The sequence below is a fragment of the Dyadobacter fermentans DSM 18053 genome (genome assembly GCF_000023125.1).
Classification (GTDB): Bacteria; Bacteroidota; Bacteroidia; order Cytophagales; family Spirosomataceae; genus Dyadobacter; species Dyadobacter fermentans.
In genome coordinates this window covers 3,200,647-3,219,103 of record NC_013037.1, presented here as the reverse complement: position 1 = coordinate 3,219,103, position 18,457 = coordinate 3,200,647, and the positions used below count along the sequence as shown (strand labels likewise).

Annotated in this window: 13 protein-coding genes; 4 read left to right on the top strand and 9 right to left on the bottom strand. The window is 53.1% G+C overall.

The genetic code is table 11. The annotated features are described in order from the left end of the window. Positions 1 to 77 precede the first annotated feature (77 nt). Genes DFER_RS12875 through DFER_RS12850 form a run of 6 tightly spaced genes read right to left on the bottom strand, consistent with a single transcriptional unit; the run spans position 78 to position 11,037 of the window. The gene (locus tag DFER_RS12875; RefSeq protein ID WP_015812074.1) at positions 78 to 2,672 is read right to left on the bottom strand and encodes a hypothetical protein; all 2,595 of its coding nucleotides are present in this window, start codon (positions 2,670 to 2,672) and stop codon (positions 78 to 80) included. Then, positions 2,669 to 3,709, bottom strand: coding sequence for an FAD:protein FMN transferase (locus DFER_RS12870; protein ID WP_229206242.1), 1,041 nt, complete (start codon positions 3,707 to 3,709; stop codon positions 2,669 to 2,671). Before DFER_RS12870 ends, DFER_RS12875 begins: the two co-directional genes overlap by 4 nt. A gap of 6 nt (positions 3,710 to 3,715) precedes the next feature. After that, entirely contained in the window at positions 3,716 to 5,518 is a 1,803-nt protein-coding gene (locus DFER_RS12865) for an FAD-dependent oxidoreductase (RefSeq protein WP_015812072.1), read from the bottom strand. A gap of 1 nt (position 5,519) precedes the next feature. Continuing rightward, the gene (locus DFER_RS12860; RefSeq protein ID WP_015812071.1) at positions 5,520 to 6,461 is read right to left on the bottom strand and encodes a hypothetical protein; all 942 of its coding nucleotides are present in this window, start codon (positions 6,459 to 6,461) and stop codon (positions 5,520 to 5,522) included. 14 nt (positions 6,462 to 6,475) lie between these two features. After that, positions 6,476 to 7,969, bottom strand: a complete 1,494-nt coding sequence (locus DFER_RS12855) for a RagB/SusD family nutrient uptake outer membrane protein (RefSeq protein ID WP_015812070.1) — start codon at positions 7,967 to 7,969, stop codon at positions 6,476 to 6,478. 41 nt (positions 7,970 to 8,010) lie between these two features. Further along, on the bottom strand, positions 8,011 to 11,037 hold the full coding sequence (locus tag DFER_RS12850; RefSeq protein WP_015812069.1) for a SusC/RagA family TonB-linked outer membrane protein: 3,027 nt from the start codon (positions 11,035 to 11,037) through the stop codon (positions 8,011 to 8,013). Between the two features lie 343 nt (positions 11,038 to 11,380). Between DFER_RS12850 and DFER_RS12845 the strand changes: the two genes are divergently transcribed. The 3 genes from DFER_RS12845 (at position 11,381) to DFER_RS12835 (ending at position 13,092) form a co-directional block, all read left to right on the top strand. Next, positions 11,381 to 12,547, top strand: a complete 1,167-nt coding sequence (locus DFER_RS12845) for a LacI family DNA-binding transcriptional regulator (RefSeq protein WP_015812068.1) — start codon at positions 11,381 to 11,383, stop codon at positions 12,545 to 12,547. A gap of 84 nt (positions 12,548 to 12,631) precedes the next feature. Beyond that, the gene (locus DFER_RS12840; protein ID WP_015812067.1) at positions 12,632 to 12,841 is read left to right on the top strand and encodes a type II toxin-antitoxin system Phd/YefM family antitoxin; all 210 of its coding nucleotides are present in this window, start codon (positions 12,632 to 12,634) and stop codon (positions 12,839 to 12,841) included. Beyond that, a complete protein-coding gene (locus tag DFER_RS12835; protein WP_015812066.1) occupies positions 12,841 to 13,092 on the top strand; it encodes a Txe/YoeB family addiction module toxin in 252 nt (83 codons plus the stop codon). Before DFER_RS12840 ends, DFER_RS12835 begins: the two co-directional genes overlap by 1 nt. A gap of 87 nt (positions 13,093 to 13,179) precedes the next feature. Here the strand turns inward: DFER_RS12835 and DFER_RS12830 are convergent, their stop codons facing one another. After that, positions 13,180 to 14,130: a sugar phosphate isomerase/epimerase family protein gene (locus DFER_RS12830; RefSeq protein WP_015812065.1), complete on the bottom strand. Its 951-nt coding sequence runs from the start codon at positions 14,128 to 14,130 to the stop codon at positions 13,180 to 13,182. A gap of 150 nt (positions 14,131 to 14,280) precedes the next feature. On the opposite strand from DFER_RS12830, the gene DFER_RS12825 reads away from it, so the two are divergent. After that, positions 14,281 to 15,357, top strand: a complete 1,077-nt coding sequence (locus DFER_RS12825; RefSeq protein WP_015812064.1) for a glycoside hydrolase family 76 protein — start codon at positions 14,281 to 14,283, stop codon at positions 15,355 to 15,357. A gap of 64 nt (positions 15,358 to 15,421) precedes the next feature. Here DFER_RS12825 and DFER_RS12820 read toward each other — a convergent pair whose 3' ends face one another. Together DFER_RS12820 and DFER_RS12815 are read right to left on the bottom strand one after the other, a co-directional pair. After that, complete coding sequence (locus tag DFER_RS12820) at positions 15,422 to 16,885, bottom strand: alpha-L-fucosidase (RefSeq protein ID WP_015812063.1); 1,464 nt, start codon at positions 16,883 to 16,885, stop codon at positions 15,422 to 15,424. A 119-nt stretch (positions 16,886 to 17,004) separates the two neighbouring features. Continuing rightward, a complete protein-coding gene (locus tag DFER_RS12815; RefSeq protein ID WP_015812062.1) occupies positions 17,005 to 18,426 on the bottom strand; it encodes an alpha-L-fucosidase in 1,422 nt (473 codons plus the stop codon). Between the last annotated feature and the right edge of the window lie 31 nt (positions 18,427 to 18,457).

Sequence of the window (18,457 nt, the reverse complement as noted above, 5' to 3'; positions counted from 1 at the left end):
TAAGCTATAAGCTATAAGCTGTAAGCTTTATGCTTTTGGTTGTTGTATATGGTTGCTATAAGCTTATAGCTTAAAGCCTAAAGCTTATAGCTTAAAACCAACGTTCTGCTACCGAATGCCGGCAGTTTGATATTGGTAATGGCCGCTTTCTGGTTCGTTTCGGCCCATTTTATGGTTACGGGCGGGTTATTTTCGGATATTTTGTTGTGGTCGATTTTGAGGTTGAAGGCCGTCGGCTGCGGGCTGTTGTTGAGCAGCGTGATGTAGTAAATGTTTTTGGTGGTCGATTTTGAAATGATCGGGTCGATGGACGGGCTGTCGGCTACTGCAAAGCCTTCCCGGATTATCAGGTTCGCTTTGTCGCCGAACACCTCGCCCGGCGCGAAACCGTACGTTTGGTGCGGGCCCACTTTCGGTGTTACGAAGCCGCGCGGGAACGAAACTTTGCCATTCGAACGCAATGCCGCTTCCGAAAGCAGGTAATCGGTGATCCAGCCCACCTGCCACCACGCGTGGTGCGGGTAGGGGCCGGCGCCGCGGTTCATGGCGTTCCAATAGTAGGATGCCACGGAAGTTTTGCTATCCACAAACGCATCGCGGCCAATGGCGGCAGCGCGGGCCATATCGGCAAAAAGCTGCTCGCCGGTGAGCTGGTAAATGCGGATGAACAGTCCGGCGTGACTCGCAAGCTGGATAGGTCCGTGCCGCGTTGCCGAACCGAAAATGCCGCCATGCTCGAAGCTGAGGCCTGTTTGGCTGATCTCCCAATCCTCCCGCGCCGTTCCGTTCACCGTTTTGGGCTGGCGATCGGCTATGGGGTGCGTGTAAATGGATGAGGTGTAAATTTTCGCGCAGGTCACGGCCGCTTCCTGGTATTTTTTGTTTTGGGTTAAATCAAACAAATCCAGCAATGCCTGTGCCGACTGGCCTGTGGCAAAATCGGGGGCGTAGCGCGCGTCTCCGCACACGCCCAGGAAGGCACCGGTTTGCACGGCGTTTTTCAGGAACCAGTCGGCTCCTTTTTCGGCGGCTTTGAGGTATTTCTCGTCTTTGAGAATCCGGTGTGCGACGATTAACCCGTAAAATGTAGGCCGCACATCCTGAATGTCCTTGAAAATTTCCTGCTCGGTTTTGCGGTCGTACGCAACGGCAAAGCTGCCGTCCTGGCGCTGCCAGCTGAGCAGTTTCTCGGCGCCTAGTTTGAGGCGTTCCTTCAATTCGGCATTATCCGGCTCGAAAAGCAGCATATTGCCCACATCGAGCATCACATAGTAGGTCAGCGCGATGGGTTCCACCACCTCACCCCATTCTTCTACGAATGTTTTCTTTTTGGCTAAATAATACTGGCCTTCCACGGCACCTTTGAAAAAACCTTCGTCGGTTTGCTGCTGCACAAGTTTGAAGTTCTCGGCGGGAGGAAGCACTTTTTCGGTCAGTTCCGGATCATTGGTGGCATTGGCAAGCATCCACATCGCGCCGTAATCCGAGTTTTTCATGGCATCCTTGTTCGAGCCTACCACACCGCCGAGGTACGATTGGGCGCCGATTTGCTTGCCTTTGAATTCCTCGATGTTCCACAGCGACGTTTTAGGGTCGGTGAGGTAATGGTGCATTTTCTCGATGCGGTCGGTGAGCGCCTGTTTGCTCTGGCGGAGTGCGAGTGTTTCGCGGAATTTGTATATGTCAATGGCCGCGTGCTTGGTCGCCTCGAACCAGTCGCCGGCGATCATGCTGTACCTAAAGGTGTAGGAAACCGACTGCCCGGCCTGCATTTCGGACTTGTCTTCTCCCAGCACGGGGTAATATAAGGTAGGCGAGAGCTGCGCCTTGCGGTTCATATGCGAGAGCCCCAGGTGCCAGTCTATCTGCGTGATCTGGTCCTTCGCCCACGGGTCACGCGCGAGACCGGGCTCCGGCACCACCGACCAGGTAATGCCGTCCTTGTTGCTGACAAGCGGACTTAATGTAGACGCACAACGTTCGCGGTACACCGCCGGGCGGTCGGGCACGCCGTGGCCGTAAGCATAGGCCAATGCAAAGTTCTTTTGCATAAAATTCCCCTGAAAATAGCCCGGCACCGACACCCAGCTCATCTGCTCCACGGGCAGTGCGGCCAAAGTAGGCGTCGCCAGCGAGAAGAAACCCTGCTTTTTAGCCTGCAACGTAAGGGTTACCAGCACGTCGTTCGGGAAGCGCGGGTCGAGTTTCCAATGCGCGGTGACGTTCGCGACGTCGGTTTCGGATTTGAATTCCAGGCCATTGTCTTTCGCTTCGCCGGTTTTCGGGAAAAAGTGGATGGCCTTGCCGGCGGTGTTCAATGCCACGCCGGTGGTGCTTTCTTTCCATTGCACCTGCTGGTAATGGTAGGCGTCTTCCGGGAATTTTCCACCGGTGATTTTTTCAAATGTTTCGGCTGATTCGGTCGAAGGTTTGGTTTCTGAATAAAGCAGCGTGTACTCGCCGGACGGTGCCGCGAGCTTACTCCATTGGCCTTTTTTGTTCACCGATACCTCTTCGATTTTCATGGCACCGTCCGTTTCGCGCCATTGCACGCGTACGGAATTATTGGCCAGCGCTTTCACGGACGTCCGTTGCGCACCCTGTTGGGCCGGGGCCGGAAGAACGGTCAGAATGTTCAGTAAAACGGGTATTAGCAGGGTTATTCTTTTCATTTTTCCTCAATAAAATCTTTGATACCGTCTGTTGCGAAGGACATTAATTGCCCTTCCTCATTGGTGTAAAGCATGTACACGTCCATATCTTTCCGGTTTTTCAGAAAGGTTTTGGTAGCTTCCAGGCCCATCACGAAAAATGCCGTGTCGTAGCCGTCGGCGGTAATGGCATCCTGGGCAAACACCGTCACGCTCAGCAGCAGGGGCTGTTCCGGCGCTCCGGATCGCCGGCCGCCGGGTCGCGGGCCGCCGGTCCGAGGGTCGATGATGTGGTTGTAGGTGATGCCGTTGCGGATAATGTGGTTATGGTAGTTGCCGGCGGTGGTCATGGCGCGGTCGGTGAGCCGGACCGTCGCGGCGAGGGCATTGGTTTTAAGCGGATTTTCGATGCCGGTTACCCAAGGCTTTCCGCCAGTTTTGAAGCCCGAGCAAAGCACTTCTCCACCGATTTCGACCATAAACCGGTCGATACCAAGGCTTTTCAGGAATGCGCCGAGGATATCCACGGAATAGCCCTGTGCAATGCCGTTGAAATCCAGTTTCACGCCCGGCCGTGCCTGAACTTCCTTTTCATTGAATTCAATTTGTTTAAAACCAATCAGAGACAGCAGTGAATCGATGTTCGCATTTTCAGGATCGGTATTCTTTTTATTTCCAAAACCATAAGCCTCCGAAAGCGGCATGATCGTAGGATCAAATGCGCCGCCCGTTGCTTCATGGATTTCTTTTGATTTACTCAAAACCTCATAAAACCATTGCGAACGGAAGCGATGCTGCCCATTGGTGTTGAATGCAGATAGTTCTGAATCAGGCCGGTAGAGCGACAGGCATTTGTCAAATTCAGTTAATATCGAGTCGATCGAATGCTTGAAATTCCTGTTTTTGGGATCGAAATAGCGGATATGATACGTAGTGCCCTGCGCTTCGCCATCAATCGAAACCATGGAATCCACAGCCGTGGCCGCCATTGTCGCCAATGGCAGCACGGTAAGGAAAGTGGATATTACTCCGGCAATATGTAATGTAATGCTATTCAAAATCCATCAGGGCTGCGGAGCGAGGGTTTCGCCTTTCAAAATTCCGGTGAGTTCGGGCAAATGGTCTTTGTACACGCCGCGCGGGCTGGTTTTGTATTTGTTAGCGATGTAGGACGCAAAGCCTACCACCTCGCCCATCATCCCGCAAGTCCGCATCACCCGCGTGCTTCCGAATGCCACGTGCGTAGTGCTGATGTTTCGGCCGGCCATAAACAGGTTTTGGATGTTTTTGGAATACAAACAACGGTAGGGGATCGTGTAGGGCGCTACTTTGATGTGCTTGGTGCCCGCGAAAAACTCCTGCCCTTCGAAATACTTGCTGTTTTTGGCATCCGGGAAATGCAGGTCGATGGTCCAGGTGGCGGTCACCGAGCCGTCGGGGTAAAACTTGCCTTCCTGGATATCCATTTGGTTCAGAACATAATCCCCGATAATGCGGCGCGACTCGCGCTTGCCGCCGATGTAAGCCACCCAGGCGAGTTCCTTTTTGCCGTATTTGGCCGCTTTGTTTTTCTTCAGATAAGACCAGTTACCGTAAATGGCGCGCAGGTTATGGTCGCGGATCTGTTCGGCCTGGGTAATGGTGTTGAAATTCCCAAAACCGGTTTCCCATTGCCAGTCGGATTTGGGCTCGTCGATGTGGTATTCGTCGGAGAACTGCATGGCCCAGGGCGTTTCAGGGAAGGACGAAACAGTGTCGCGATCGAGCGAAGCCCACAAATTGGAAGTTCCCAATGTGAAATCGTCGGACTTTTCCGCCGCCAGCGACTCGCCCGTTTCAGCCTTGCTTTCGCGGCCCATGCGGAATTCGGCGCCGGAGAGGAAGCCCACCGTGCCGTCGCCCGTGCAGTCTGAGAAGAACGAGCCGGAAAAGCGGCGCTCCTGGTTGGTAGCAATGTCCCGGCCGACCACCGCGGTGATAATGTCGTTCTCTTTTTCTACTTTAAAAACGTGGGTGTTCAGGAATAGCGAAATGTTCTTTTCGGCTTTAACAATCGCGATTTTGCGCGCATCGCCGTATTCTTTGGCATCGGGGTTACCATTGCCGGGATCGCCGTTGTCCATTTCGCGCACAATGCGTCCGAGTTTGGGGTAATGGTTTTTGTCGACGTCGCCCATCAAATGCACGCGCACTTCGGAACTGTTATTTCCACCGAGCACGGGGCGGTCCTGGATCAGGGCTACGGTGAGGCCCATGCGCGCTGCCGAAATGGCCGCGCAGGTCCCGGCAATGCCGCCGCCTACCACCACGAGGTCGTAGCGGCCTGCGTCTTGTGGCTTGTCGGTCAGGTTGAGGAGCTTTCTGCGAAATGCGGTGAGCGGTTCCAGCTCATTGGGAGGGGTAAATTTCAGGTCGTCGGTGAATAGCAGTGCGTCGCAGCGGCCATTGAAGCCCGTGAGGTCTTTTAATGCCAGTTTCATATCCGCACTTTTCGTTTCGATCACGCCGCCGTCGTACCATTTCCAGGCATCCGAGCCACTTTCACCGAACGTCTGTCCGGTGGATTTGCCGTCGATCACGACCTGGAACTTGCCGGGGCCTTTCGGGAATGGTGCCCAGTCTTTGGTACGCACCCACATGCGATACTTTCCGGTTTTAGGCAGTTTTACCGTGGTAGTCGCGTCTTTCACCGGCCGGCCCATTCCGTGGGCCATCAGGTAGGAGGAGTGCATCACGACAAACGACTGCTGGTCAATCACCCAGCCGCCTTTGTCTTCGAAGGATTCGGTTTCCACAAACACATGGTTTTGCGCCATCGCGGGCAACAGCGACAGGATCATGCATACTGCCAGGAGCGTTTTCTTCATTTTATTGTTTTGTTAAAATGCTGTTGATCAATTTGGTTTGTTCTTCATTGGCATTGGCCAGGCTCTCTTTCAGCCGGGCAGTAACCGGTTTGGCGAGTTGCAGTTCCGTCATTTTTTTGAGAATCGCCACCTGCATTGCGTAGCCGGTTTTGAGGTAAGTATCCCAAAGCCAGTTTTGCCGGTCGGCGCCTTTGAAAAAATCGCTTCCCACCTGCTGCAAGGCATATTTGGCAATAAAGCCGTTCTTCCCGGCAATAATCCCCTCGATATCCTTCTCGAACGGCTTGCTCACCTGGCCGTTCGCATTCACTACTTTGGCCATCGCCCAGTACTGATAATGGTGGTTTTTGCTTTCCAGAAACCGGTGCAGCAGGACATCATTCGAATATGCTTCGATGATTTTCCGCATTTCGGGCACGGCTCTGCCATAGGCGATGTGCCACAATGTATAGCAGGTGTAAACGGCGCCGTCGATAACCTGGTTTTTGATGGTTTTTAATGTCGCACCCGCTTTGGCGTCTACCGAATCGGTGAGGTTGTCCGTTCCCTTGGTAATCAGGTCTTCCATTTTGAGGTCTGCGAAAATGGAATTGTTTTGGGTCAGGATATCCTGCAACTTCTGGTAGTCTTCTTCTTTAAATTCGTCGTGATCGACTTTCGTAAGTACTTTGCCCTCAGGCAGGTCGAAACGCTGATAGTTGCCGAGTAAATCCCAGTAAAAATTGATATACACCGGTTTGCATTCATTGGTGTAGCAAACCGGTGTGAAAATGTTCCTGAAAAAATACTGCGGCTGTCCCTTGTCGTCGAGCGCGAGTTTCAAGGTGTAGGTCAATGTGTCGTTTTCCGTGACCGTGAACTCCCTGACCCGCCCCTTTTGCCTGTCGGGAAAAGGGGCGGATAGGAGTGTTGCCAGGAATAAAAGCGCTTGGGCGATCAGCATTGATTTCGATAACTTTATTTCCAGTCAGGATTCTGTTCCAGCTTCGTATTGGCGATGATTTCATCCAGCGGGATGGGGAAATACCTGTTTTTGGCGGTAACGTTGCGGGTCGGGTACACGTCGTTTACCGCTTTCGGGATCACGGTCAGGAATTTGCCGGTGCGGGTAAGGTCATACCAGCGGTCGCCTTCTGCGAAAAACTCCCAGGCGCGCTCTTGCAATACTGCCTCGATGAATGCGTCCTTGGTGAGGCCGGTTTTTAGTTCCGGAAGGCCTGCACGCTTCCGCACTGGATTCACGAAACCGTACGCGGCCGACGTGGCGCCGTTCAGGCGGGCTTCCGCTTCGGCGGCGATGAGGTACATGTCGGGCAGGCGGAAGATCGGGATGTTCGGGATCAGTCCCACAGTCGAAACAGGGTCCTGATACTTTTTAATGAGCACACCCTTTGTCGTGATGGGCGTGATGCTTCGCTGCGGAACCACTTTGCCGGCTTTGTCGATGTAGGTGGTGTCCAGCAAAGTCCGGCGTTTGTCGGCCGGGTCGAACGAATCGAAGAATGCCTGGTAGGCGAACATCGAGCCATACGAGGTACGGGCATATTCCGCGCCGGCACTTCCCGAAGGACCGCAGAGGCCCGTCAGCTGGTGGCCGAGGCCCGGCGACACAGGGTCTGCCTCGTATGCCCACATGTTTTCAATGCGTGCAACATCTTCCTGGTCATATTTGTAAACGTCGCGCACATCAGTCATGAGCACATATTTGCCTGAGTTGATGACCACCTTGGCTTGTTCCAGCGCTTTGGCCCAGTCTTCATTATACAGGGCAGCTTTGGCATACAATGCATTCACCACTTCCTTAGCAACGCGGCCTTTCTCCACATTGGGGTACGACACGAGCCCGGCATTCAAAGCCTGATCGAGGTCGGCGTAAATTTGTTTGTACACGTCCGCTTTGGGGCTTTTGGCTGTCGACGCTTCGGCTTCGGTGTAGCTTGGGGTGATTTTAACCGGGATGTCCCCGAAATTTTTACTCAAAAACCAATGGTAAAACGCCCGCAGGAAGTACGCTTCACCAATGATCTGCTTCTTGCGCGTCTCGTCCATGTTGGCATCCGGCACCTTGGCAATCACCCAGTTCGCTTTTTCGATGCCGTTGTAGCACGATTGCCAAATCTGCTGCGGCGATTCGTTGAGGCGGGAATTACTTTTCTGGGTGGTGTAGTTCACGTCGTAGGTAAACTGCGTGAGCGTGTTGCGGCCCACCACGGCGCGCGGGTAGGTCTGGTCGTCGCTGAAATCGCCGACGAGCGTCAACGCGGGACCGCCGCCCAGGCTGCCCAATGCGCCGTAAACGGAGATCAGCCCTTTTTCCGCATCCGCGGCGGTTTTATAGAATGCTTCCGTGTAGATAGACGAATAAATCGTTTCATCCAGCTGGCACGAGGGGGCGATCAGCGCGGTGCCGGCCATGCCCAGGTATGTGGTTAATTTCAGTAGCTTTTTCATATCAATTTGGCCCTGTAACAGGCAAGAGGATTCAGGAATGTTTAAAATGAAACCTGGATACCGCCCAGGAACGATTTCGCCTGCGGATACACGAAGTTGTCGATGCCGATGGCTGTGTTAGAGCCGGCATAGGTGTTCACTTCGGGGTCAAAACCGCTGTAATTCGTGATGGTGAACAGGTTGTTTGCGCTCACGTACACGCGGATGCCCTGCACGCCTTTGAAGCGCGGAATGGTGTAACCCAACGTGATGTTTTTACAGCGCAAATAAGAGCCATCTTCCACTACATAGTTGGTAATAGGCAGGCGGCCACCCTGGAATCCGCTCACATACTGGTTGCTGGGGTTGGTCGGCGACCAACGGTCCGCCACGCCCGCGAGCAGGTTGCGCTGTCCCAGGGGATTTTCGAATGAAAGGCGGCTGGCATTGTAAATGTCATTGCCCTGCGAGCCCGACAGGAATGCGGCGAGGTCAAATCCTTTGTACGAAAGATTGGTCGAGAAGCCGTAAATGAATTTCGGGTTTGGATTGCCGGTAATCATCTGGTCGGCTGAAGTGATCTGGCCGTCGCCGTTGACATCCTTCACCTTGTGGCCACCTACGCGGCCGTCGTAGCCTGGCAGAATGGTTTCGCCCGTTTGGTTAATGCCGTCGAACACATAAGTTTTGAAAACACCCAGCGGCTCACCGACTTTCAACAGCGTGTAAGTGGTGATGAAGCGTTCGCTGGTCACGCCGCCGTCGAGGCCGAGTACTTTGTTGCGGTTAATGGTGGTGTTGGCCGATACGTCCCATTTCAATGCGCCGTCGAGCACGCGTGCATTCACGGCAAGTTCCAGCCCTTTGTTCTGCAAGCCGGCATAGTTACCCGTGATGGTACCGTAGCCGGAGCTCAGCGGCAGCGTTTTGACATACAACAGGTCATTGGTTTTTTTATGATAAACATCCGCAATGACGCTGATCCGGTTGTTGAGCAAACTCACGTCTACCCCGAAGTTGGTCTGCTGCGAACGCTCCCAGCGAAGATCGGGGTTGGCGATGCGGGTAGGGTCAATGCCTGTCACGTAGCCGTGGTTGATCATGTAGTTGCTGCCGTTTGCCGCCACGGTGGCCAGGGACTGGTAAGGGTCGATACCGCCGGCATTACCGGTGATACCGTAGCTTCCCCGGAGTTTCAGGTCCGAAAGCCAGGTAATGTCCTTCATAAACGGCTCCTCGATGAGGCGGTAGGCAGCCGAAACCGCCGGGAAAACGCCGTATTTGTGGTTTGCACCAAACTTGCTCGATCCGTCCACGCGTGCCGTGAGATCCAGGAAGAACTTGTCTTTGAAGCCGTAATTCACACGGGCCATGTAAGAATCCAGGCGTTGACTGCTTCGAAAGCTGCTTACATTGCGGGTTAATGCCAGCTGCATGGCTTCATTTTGTGTGGCGTCGTTAGGGAAGCCGGTAGCATTCATTTTGTTCCAGTTGTTCTGATCGAGCTGGGTGCCGAATACCGCAGTGGCTTTGAAGGAATGGATTTTGGCGAATGTGGTGCTGTAAGTAAGGATGCTTTCGTGCAACAGTGCAAGCCCGTTGACATTCTCCTTTTCACCCGTTCCGGAATTGTCGGTCAGGTCGCTTTTGTTGACGATCGAGCGGGGCGAATAGAAATCGTACAGCTCGCCTTTCTGGTCAATGTTGAACGAGGCTCGGTAAGTCAGGCCCTTGAACAGGCTGAAATCGGCGTAAACATTTGCCAGGATGCGTTTGATCGCCCTTTTGTTCAGTACTTCGGTAAAATTGAGCGGGTTTACCACCTCACGGTATTGCCCGCCCGCCTGCTCGCCGAAGGGGAAAATGGAGCCGTCGGGACGGTAGGGTTGCAGGGTAGGGGGCGCGCCAATGGCTGCGCCGAGCACGGTTTGCGTTACGGCACCTGCATTACCGATATCGGTGCTGCCGGTCTGGATGCCGTCCGCTATCGAATGGCTGCTCAGAATACTTGTTCCCACTTTAATGCTCTTGCTGATCTGATGGTCGAGATTGAGCCGGAAAGAATAGCGCGTGAAAGCCGATCCGCGGAGCGTGCCTTCCTGGTCGAAATAGTTGAGCGATAGCGCGAGTTGCGTTTTTTCGTTACCGCCATTGATCGACAATTGATGGTTTTGGATCGGTGCACGGCGGAAAATTACATCCTGCCAGTCGACACCTTTGCCCAAGGAAGCGGGATCAGGGTAGTAATTGTTTTTAAATACCTCATTTTCAACTTGTGCAAACTGGGCCGCATCGAGCACTTTCAGCGTTTTGTTTACTTTCTGGGTGCCGTAATAGCCGTCATAGGTGACACGGGTAGCGCCGCTTTTACCACGTTTGGTGGTGATGAGGATCACACCGTTGGCAGCGCGGGCGCCGTAAATGGCTGATGCAGAGGCATCTTTCAATACTTCCACCGATTCGATATCATTCGGGTTGATCGTCGAAAGCGGGCTCACGTCGTTGATGCCGCCGCCATTCGAGATCTGGATTCCATCCACCACGTAAAGCGGTTCGGATGAGCCGTTTATAGAGTTTGTACCTCGTATACGCACGCTCACGTTCCCGCCCGGAGAACCGGTGTTCTGGTTGATTTGCACACCGGCGATTCGCGATTGAAGGCCCTGCGCCACGTTGGCAACGGGCGTCTGCACCAGATCGGCCGCTTTCACGGAGGCAATGGAGCCAGTCGTTTCGATCTTCCGCTGGGTTCCGTACCCTACCACCACCACTTCTTCAAGTGCTTTGGTGTCGGTTTTCAATGAAACATCCACGGTGGAGCGGTTGGCGACGTTCACTTCTTCTTTTAAATATCCGAGGAAAGAAAACACCAGGGTTGCATTGCCCGCCACGTCGATGGAATACACACCGTCGGCGTCGGCCAATGTGCCTTGCTGGGTGCCTTTCACGGTAATGCTCGCGCCGGGGATCGATTCGCCTTTGTCGTCGGTTATCTTGCCTTTCACGGTGCTCGTCTGCGCAAGCAGCGACTGCATGACGCCCAGGCACAGGAAGCCGAGCAGGAACAAGTCACGTATCTTTTTCTTCATGTAAGTAAAAAATTAGGGTTTGATGTGAACTCTTAAATATTGAAATAGTGCAATTGTTTACAGCAGATGTAGCGCTGTTGATAAACTTTCCTGGCAGTGCATTAGCCAGCCTGAATGCGCTTTTAACTTAAATATAGGTGAGATTCGAGGCGATGCGAATGCCGGATTAAAGCAGAAAAATCCGGAAATCGAACAAAAACTATCGGTAACGTTTGCGGAAACGATACCGATATATGGTTTTGCTGATGATTAATAGGAGATTTTTATATTTTTGCGATGTCTACCGGGAAGTGTGGTAGCGAATGGGTTTAAATGCATATTTATTTAAAAAGTACAACAGGGTATGATCGAGTGCGTGAAGTGTGCGCAGGTGGACGGCATTATGAAAGCGGGTTATGTGAGAGGCAAGCAGCGCTACCTGTGCAAATGGTGTAACTATTATTTCACCCATGCCGAAAAGGACGACTCCATTGAATCGCTCGTGAAGCGGAAGCGGCATCAGACGACCATTATCGATATTGCGAAGTCGCTGGGCGTATCCAACTCGACCGTTTCGCGGGCATTGCACGGCCATGCGGACATCAGTCCCGAAACCCGCCAGGCGGTGCTCGATAAAGCCGCTCAGCTGGATTACCAGCCTAACCAGCTCGCTTACAGCCTGGTTAAGAGCAAGACCAACACTATTGGAATGATCGTTCCGGAATTCCAGAACCAGTTCTTTCCCAATGTGATCATCGGAGCGCACGAGGTGCTGACGGAGGCCGGGTATAACCTCACGATCATGCAGAGTAATGAGTCATACCAGGTCGAGATATCGAACACAAAGGCCATGCTCGCCAACCGCATCGACGGCCTGCTGATTTCGCTTACACAGGAAACCAACAACTTCGACCACCTGAGCGTGTTCGCCAAGCGCGGCATTCCACTGATCCAGTTCAACCGTGTATGCGATCAGATCGACGTGCCGAAAGTGGTCGTGAATGATTTCGAAGCGTCGTTCCGGGCGGTAGAACACCTCATTCTGAATGGCTACGAACGCATTGCGCATTTGGGCGGTCCGCTCACTTTACAGGTAAGTCAGGAGCGCCTCCGCGGATACCGTGCGGCGATGGAGAAATACGGCAAGCCGATCGACGATCACATGATCATCCAGGGCATGCTCACGCAGCAGAAAGCGCGCATTTACGGCCAATACCTCCTCGACCTTGCCAACCGCCCCGACGCGATCTTTGCCGTAAACGACTCGTCGGCCATCGAAATCATGCTTATGGCCCGGGAAAAGGGTATATCCATTCCCGACGAACTCGGGGTGGTCGGTTTCAGCGACAATGCAGAATCGGCGTACATCGGCCCGGGCCTCACCACCGTTCGCCAGCCAACCATGCAAATCGGCCGCACCACCGCCGAATGGATCTTGCAGCTCGTCGATGCCGAAGAGGCGATCGTGAACGAAAAGCGGGTTCTGAGTACAGAGCTGGTCGTACGCGGGTCGTCGCAGCGGTGCAGGTAATTTTGACTGCCTCAATAGTTTGCATAGCAATCGTTAAACCCTTAATTTTAATCAGCTTAAATCAACACACTTAAAAGGATAGATATGAAACTCGCTCTCCCTGTGAAAAAGCAGCAATCCATCTACAATCTCTTTAAAATCCTGAACCGGCGGAAAATCCGGAAGGCTGGGCAAGAAATGGATGCGACGGACTACCTCATGAAAAGCCCGGCAAACAAAGCCCGTTTGCTGAAAGCAATGAAAGACATTGAATCCGGCAATCACATCTTCTCCCGCGACCTTACCGACCTGTGATGCTCTCCTGGCATCCTCATGCGTGGGAGGATTATGTCGAATGGCAACGGGTCGATAAAAACATTGCGAAACGAATCAACGGATTGATCAAGGAATGTTTGCGAACCCCGTTCGAAGGAAAGGGTAAACCGGAATTGCTGCGCTCGGACTATTCCGGTTTCTGGTCCCGCCGGATCACCGATGAGCACCGGCTGGTGTACAAGGTGGCGGATGGGTGCATTATCATCGCCCAGTGCAAGTATCATTACTAGTAAAACAAAAAGTGCCGCCCCAGAGAAGCTGCACTTTATTAACTACAGAATATAATTATGAAACTCTTTGAAGCCTGGGGCTCCGGGTTAGCTTAGTGCTTCCCTTAATATCTGAAGGCTTTTGGGTACCGCTGTGGCAGGGTCTTCTTTCCCTTCCATTTCCAGCGATACGTAGCCGTTGAAATTCACTTTCCTTAAAATGCCTGCGATCCGTTTATAATCCAGATCGAGGTCGTAATAATGGCCGCCGCCGTAATAGGTCTTCGCCTGAACGATCGTCGCGTGAGGTGCCAGGCGTTCGAACTGGGGGTATGGATCACCTACAAAGTTACCCGTGTCGACATTCATGCCCATGGCCGGCGACGATGCCAGCGGCTTGTAAATTTCAAGCAGGTAGTCGATGTTCGACGACAGGCCCCAGTGGTTTTCGATCGCTAGCACGACGCCCGCTTTCTCCGCAGCTACCAGGCATTCCTGCATTGACTCGATGCACCATTTGATCGCATCCTGATCCGTATAACCCTGGATCGGCGGCTCTTTGCCGTCCTTGTAATAGTTGGCGTCGCGCTTCACGGTCCGCCAGCTTCCGGTGTTCATCCGGATCGCCGGAATGCCCATCTGGGTCGCAAGATTAATACATTTTAAAGTATGTTCAATGTCCTTTTTGCGATCTTCCGGCTTCGGCTGTACAAAGCTCTGATGGATAGAAAGTAACGGAAGTGCCAATCCATTGTCGAATGCAAGCCTCTTGAGCTTGTTCATGTAGGGCAGGGTTTCATTCTCCATTTGCCGGTGCAGAATCTCTACGCCGTCGAAGCCCTGGCGCGCCGCGTCCTCGATCACTTTGTCGATCGGATACTTCTTTTCCTGAAAATGCCAGTAGGAATACGTCGAGATGGCAATGGGTATCCTCCGCGCTGCCGGGGCCGGTTGTGCCGGTGCTGCCTGTACAATCGGGGCCGCAAGCGTGGCCGCGCCGCCTAATGCGACGGTTTTTAGCCAGTCGCGGCGAGAAGTGTCCTGGTCGTGGTGTTGCATGGGATTAAATTTTGGATAATAATATTAAAAATTTGTCACTTTTATAGATTTTGGTAAAAAGAGTTCATTTCCAAGCTAAATGGGGGCAGCGCGCATTAAGTAGAGAATATTGCGGCGGATGCTTCTATTCAAAAAAATCGAAACTCTTGTATGAAAAGTATGTTCACAACGGCGTTGGTCCTGCTCGGCATGGCCCGCATCGACCCCGCCGTATCTCAAACCGCGCCCGACTACAAATCGCGCCGCGGACAGATTCTCCACAACATTGAAGGCGTGTTTTACGAATCGTCGACGGGCCTTTTTATCGAAACCAATGGCAAGAATGAGAAGCCGCATTCGTACCTCTGGCCATTGTGCGCGCTGCTCCAAGCAGCCACGGAGGCGGAAGCGGTGAGCCCCGGCAAACAGTACATGAAGCCCGTACTCGGGGCGATCCGGCAATATTATACCACCGATGCACCCGCGCCGGGTTACCAGGCGTACGTAACGAGTGAGCAAAAGGACTCGCGGTTTTACGATGACAACCAATGGATCGCCATCGCGTGCCTGGACGCGTACAAGCGCACGGGCGAGAAGGATTATCTGACCGTCGCAGAGGAAATCTACCGTTTTATGATGACCGGCTTCGACGAGAAGGCGGGTGGCGGCTTTTACTGGAAAGAGGACGAGAAGAATACGAAAAACACCTGCTCCAATGGTCCCGGGATTCTGGTAGCACTGCAACTATACCAGCTCAAAAAGGACCCGGAATTGCTGAAAACCGCCGTGAGCCTTTACGACTGGACCAAAAAGAACCTGCGCGCTGCCGATGGCACATACTATGACGCCATTAAAATACCGTCCTTAAAGATAGATTCTGCCAAATACACGTACAACACCGGCACCATGCTGCAATCGGCCGTGCTGCTGCATACTATTACGGGTAAAGGCGAATACCTGGAAGAGGCCAAAGCGCTGGCAGAAGGTTCAAAAAAGCATTTTTACAAAAACAATAAGCTGCCGGACAACTATTGGTTCAATGTGGTGCTACTGAGAGGCTTTGAGGAGCTGCACAAAATAGACCCGAAAGCCGGCGATTTCGGCATATTCATCAGCGATGCCGAGCGGATCTGGAAAGAAGAAAGGGACGAAAAGGGCCTGCTGGGCCGCAAGCCCGTGAAGACGCTGATCGACCAGGGCGCGATGCTCGAAATGTACGCGCGGTTGGAGCGGCTTTCAGTGAAATAGATTTGACAGGAAGAAAAACGGCCAAAGCTTGATTGCTTTGGCCGTTTTTGTAAGTTATTTCGGATTATTCTGCATCCTTGTAAACACCAAACTCGCTGATGGCAATGCTTACCGGAGATTTGGTAACGCGGAGGCGCAGTTTGTTGGAAGTAATGGGGACGTCCAGCCGCGCAATGCGCTTGGCACCTACGCTGGTGCCTTTGTAAATCTCCTTCCATTCATTACCGATCCAGGCGTCCACGGCGAATTCTTCAATGCGCTGGCCGAGTTTGATGTATTCCTGCAAGCTTATCACATCGAAAACGATCGGCTGCGATAATTCGATCACCACTTCGGGTGTTTTGAAATCGTCGTCGGTAGCCCAGTAAGTGTCCGGCTTGCCGTCGAGCAGGTTTTTGGCGCTGTAAATCGAATTGTAACCGCGAACGTTCACGGCTTTCGATGAACCGCGGGCGATCAGGTTGGTGGCGAAGGTGTTCTTCACGCGGTCCCCGAAGGTTTTCAGCACGGCCACGTCGTCGTTATGCAGTTGTCCGCGGGTGTCGGGTGCCAGTCCCAGATCGAGCGCGGCGCCGCGTCCTACGCTTTTGAGGTACAGATCAAAAAGCTTTTCAGGTGTTTTCGGCTTTTCGTTTTCGTGGTAAAACCATCCTTTACGCAATGGTACGTCGCATTCCGCCGGAATCCAGAACTTGCCTCCGCGTGTACCGCCGGGGTTTTCCGTTGCGTTGGCCTGGCCGGGAACGGCCACATTCTGTCCTTCCGATGGCTTGGGAGTGAGCGTAGCCCATGAAGTCGGGTTCACGCTGCCGTCTTCATTGCCTGCCCAGCGCACGTCCCAGCCGATATCGCTGAAAATGCTCGCATTCGGTTGGAGTTTGCGGGTGTAGTTGGTCCACGTCGAATCCCATTGGTAATAGGTTGTGTTGTCGATCGAGCGTTTCTCTCTTGCGCCGCCATAGTAGCCGTCGCCGCCATTGGCTCCGTCGTGCCACGACATAAACAGGTCACCGTAATTCGTATACAGCTCACGCAGCTGCTCACGGTAAATTTTGATGTATTCCGGCGTGCCGTATTTCGCATTGTTACGGTCCCAGGGCGAGCAATATACTCCGAATTTCAGTCCTTGCTTGCGCGCCGCATCGGCCACTTCGCGCACCAAATCCCCCTTACCGCCGCGGAAAGGGCTTTTGGTAATGTTATAGTCGGTCGTTTTGGTTGGCCAGAGGCAGAAACCATCGTGATGTTTCGCCACAAGCACGATCCCGCGCAGGCCACCGGCTTTGGCGGCCGAGACGATCTGGTCGGCGTTGAAATCGGTGGGGTTGAAAGTCTTGGGATCTGCATCGCCGTAGCCCCACTCCTTGTTTTCGAAAGTGGTTGGCGTGAAGTGCATGATACCGTACACTTCGGTCTCGTGCCACGCGAGCTGGCGCGGCGCCGGCAGGGCACCGTAAGGTTTCGGGGGTGTTTGGGCAAAGGCGATCGACGCTGTCAGGCAGAGGAGACCGGTTATTTGTTTGATCATTTTGAAAAGGTGTTTCTGATGATACAGATAGGGGTTGTTACGACGGAAAGCAAATGGAAAGTGAAGATCGTTTTTTTTAATCGAGTTCACCAAATCTATCGATGTTTTCCTATTGGCTCTTAATTAATCACAAACAAATAAGCCGGCTGCGTGCCTATTTCTGTGATTGTCCGGGCGGGGAGTTCGATGGCGCCGTTTTTCACTTTCAGGGCTTTTTTGTTGCCTGCGAATGTGATTTTTGCTTTTGCGGGGATTTCCAGGCCTTCCGGTTTTAGGCTTGCCGGGAGTTTTTCGCCGGCTTCGGCCAGGTAGAAGGCGTAGGTGGTGTTGCCTTTTTTGGTATAAGCCCATTTGCCGGCCCGGTAGGGCGCGAGCGGCTTGGTTTCATAAATACCTACACCATTCACATTCATCCATTTACCCATTTCTTCCAGGCGCGTGTAAGCTTCTTCGTGCCATTCGCCATCGGGCCCCGGGGCGACGTTCAGGAGCAGGTTGCCGCCTTTCGCAACGATGTCCACCAGCGTGTGCACCAGTTTCTGGGTCGACTTGAAGTTTTCTTTCGGAATGTAAGACCAGGAGTCGCCCATTGTCATGCACGATTCCCAGGGGATCGACATATAATGATCCGGGATCGATTGCTCCGGTGTTACGTAGTTTTCGAATTCGCCGGAAACAGTGCGGTCCACCACCAGCAGGCCGGGCTGATGCGAGCGGGCCATTTTGGCAATGCGCGCCATGTCGATGTCCTGATCGTAGGGGATGGTTTTCTGCCAGCTGATGGTCGTGTCGATGCTGCTTTTCGGGCGGACCCAGCCGCCGTCGAGCCAGAGGATGTCTACCGAGCCGTAATCCGACATCAGTTCTTCGATCTGGTTGTAAGTAAAGTCTTTGAATTTGTTCCAAAGATCCGGGCGCTTTTTCGGGTCGTAGGATACGTTGCGGTCCTTCGGCGGGAAGTAAGGCCACCAGTAGGAGTCGGTATGCCAGTCGGGTTTCGAGAAGTAGGTGCCCGTCATGAAGCCTTCGTTGCGGAATGCGGCGAGTACTTCCTTGGTGACGTTCGCCTTCGGATTGCTCTTGAACGGCGTGTTGGTGATTTTATAATCGGTGTATTTCGAATCGAACATCGAAAAGCCGTCGTGGTGCTTCGTCGTGAAAACCAAGTATTTCATACCCGCACCTTTTGCGGCTTTCGCCCAGCGTTCAGGGTTGAATTTTACTGGATTGAATGTCTTGGCAATATCCTCGTAAGCCTTTTTGTACTCGTACCAATCGTGTGAATGCGGGCCGCGGCGTTCGCACCAGCCTTCATCTTCGGGGCATAGCGACCAGGATTCCACGATCCCCCACTGGCTGTATGTGCCCCAATGCATGAGCAAGCCGAATTTGACGTCCTGCCATTTGGAGAGTTTTTGCTGCACAAGCGGGTCGGTGGGCGCTACATATTTGGAGTGGTTCTGCTCCGAATGCTGCTGCGCATACGACGCGGACGCAAAGAACAGCCCGGCAAGCAGGGCTGCTGTTGATCTGAAATTCATTGGATGGTTAAGTGTTTGATAAATACTTCAA